Origin of the sequence: Aquimarina latercula DSM 2041 (genome assembly GCF_000430645.1) — a bacterium.
GTDB lineage: Bacteria > Bacteroidota > Bacteroidia > Flavobacteriales > Flavobacteriaceae > Aquimarina > Aquimarina latercula.
On sequence record NZ_AUMK01000030.1, the window covers coordinates 1 to 2,204 of the forward strand.

2 protein-coding genes are annotated in these 2,204 nt (G+C 32.6%); both read right to left on the reverse strand.

Features of this window, described 5'->3' with window-relative positions; translation table 11 throughout:
* Positions 1-1,856: BNR-4 repeat-containing protein (locus tag H526_RS0117915; protein ID WP_027394258.1), on the reverse strand; the 1,856-nt coding region annotated here is incomplete at its 3' end.
* Between the two features lie 201 nt (positions 1,857-2,057).
* A complete protein-coding gene (locus tag H526_RS32665) occupies positions 2,058-2,204 on the reverse strand; it encodes a T9SS type A sorting domain-containing protein (protein WP_425387489.1) in 147 nt (48 codons plus the stop codon).

The following is a 2,204-nucleotide window of genomic DNA, read 5'->3' on the forward strand; positions in this document are numbered from 1 at the left end:
TCAGAAGCATTTGCAACTACCGTTAGATCATATCCCTCATCTACAGTAAGGTTACCAGATGGTGAAGCAAATGAAACATTTGGAGCTTGATTACTGGTTGGTGTTTTAACAATCACAGTTCTTGAAACTTCTATAGAAAGTCCTTCTTTATCAAAAGCCTTAGCTCCAATGGTATATGTCCCTGCTGCTGTTGGTGTCCAGGTAACATTAAAAGGTCTATCCTGATCTTGTCTAAAAAAGGAACCATTTACTTTAAAATTGACATAATCTAAATTTCCATCTGGATCCGAGGCATTTGCTCCTAGCGCAACAGTTTCTCCTAGAATAAACTCTTGATTATCTTGTACAGGATTCGTTAAGGAAACTGTCGGTGGTTTATTTTCTTCGTTCTTAATTCCTAAATCAATAATCTGTAAGTACAATGGCTGCTTATCTCCTGATTTCTTTTCCATCAAGTAGTAGTACAATTTTCCATCATTGATATAAGGAACACCGAATCTAAATTTCTTTCCATTTGTTGGAGCATATATTCTTGTAAAATTATTTTTACCTCCGTCCGCTTTCTCTACATAAACACGGTCATTATTGGTGCCAATGATGTAAATATTATTATCATATGTATATAATTGATCTCCACCCGAAAAATTTGTTGAAGTAATAAAACTTGAACTACCCGCTGGCTTATACGTATGTACATTCTTGGTTACGTTATTTTTAGTGTCTCTAACTTTACCAATAATATGTACATCTCCCCTATCTGTAACGGTCCAATCAAAACCTTGTACCATAAAAACTTCATCTTTACCGGTTGCAGAAACCAAATTTCCAGGTTCATACACTTTCAATAAATCAGCGTTAGCAAATGGAATGTTAATTGCTCCTCCTAAATGATCTTTCCATTGACTTTTACCACTTTGGTCATTAGAATACCCATAATAAAAACCATTTTGATACAAGTATTTATCGTTATTGTTTGCACTCCTTCTTTGAAAACCAACTCTAAGTTTACCATTTACGTATTTCATGCTCCCATATAGTCCCCAATTAAATTGTTGACCATTATTTTTAGCATTTAATTTATTAAATTGAGTAAGCTCATCCCATTTTGAAGTACCTGCGTTGTATTTACTAAATACATATGCGCCATTATTATGACCTCCTCTTCTCATATACATAAGTAAGTCTCCACCATCATTTAAAAAAAACTTAGGGTACGTAAGACTTTGAAACTGTTCAGGATCGGAAGTGCCATTTAGACTTACATGGGTATAGTCATTAGTTCCATCCGGAATAAACAAATTCAGTTTAAAATCTGAATCTGAAACAGTAGCGGCATTCTTTTTAGAGTAAGCATATCGGAAGTAATCATTTTTGGAGAATCCTGTGTTCTTATAGGCGTGCATATCATAAAGCATGTGGATAGTTCCATTTTTAGGACTAATACCAACTGCTATTGTATTATGAGATTCTCCTATCCACCATTTACCGTTTAACCCGGTATGAGTATGAGGAAACTCAATAGTTTTAATGACATCTGTACTGGTATTATATCTAGAAAGCATAACATGTCTATTATATTTACCTCCTTTATACCAAGTCATAAAAACAAATTGTTTATACTTCTTGATACAATCTCCATGGGCTGATATCCTATTTCCAAAAAAATAATCATATCCGGACCCATTATTTGGAGCATTTCGATCTACTTTTTTTCCATCGAAAAACAAACCGATATCTGTAATCCTTGTTTCTTCTTCTAATTGAATTTGTGCAATACTATAATAATTAGTTAATAAAAAACATATCAAACAAGCAAAGACTGTTTTTGTTTTATTTGAGTTAGTAAAATAATTCATGATCATTTTGAGGTTAAAATTTTAATAATGGAAACTAGTCTACTAAGCCACCTTATTTTGACAGCTAAAAAAATGATGTAAAAAAACATTGTGCTATATCGGTAACCTACTGTTCTACATTTTGATATAGTATACATAGATTGATAATTATCTATCAATCTATGTATGCTTGACTAGTTTGGTGGGGTTATACCTTTTTTCTTATTTAATGAACAAAAAGGATTGTTTAGCGTTCTTACTTCTACTAATCAGTAAATATGGACCAGAAGGAAGTTCTGAAACATCCATAGTTTCTGAAGTGTTTGTAGAATTTAATTCTTTGATTATTCGTCCTTGGAGATCAACAAT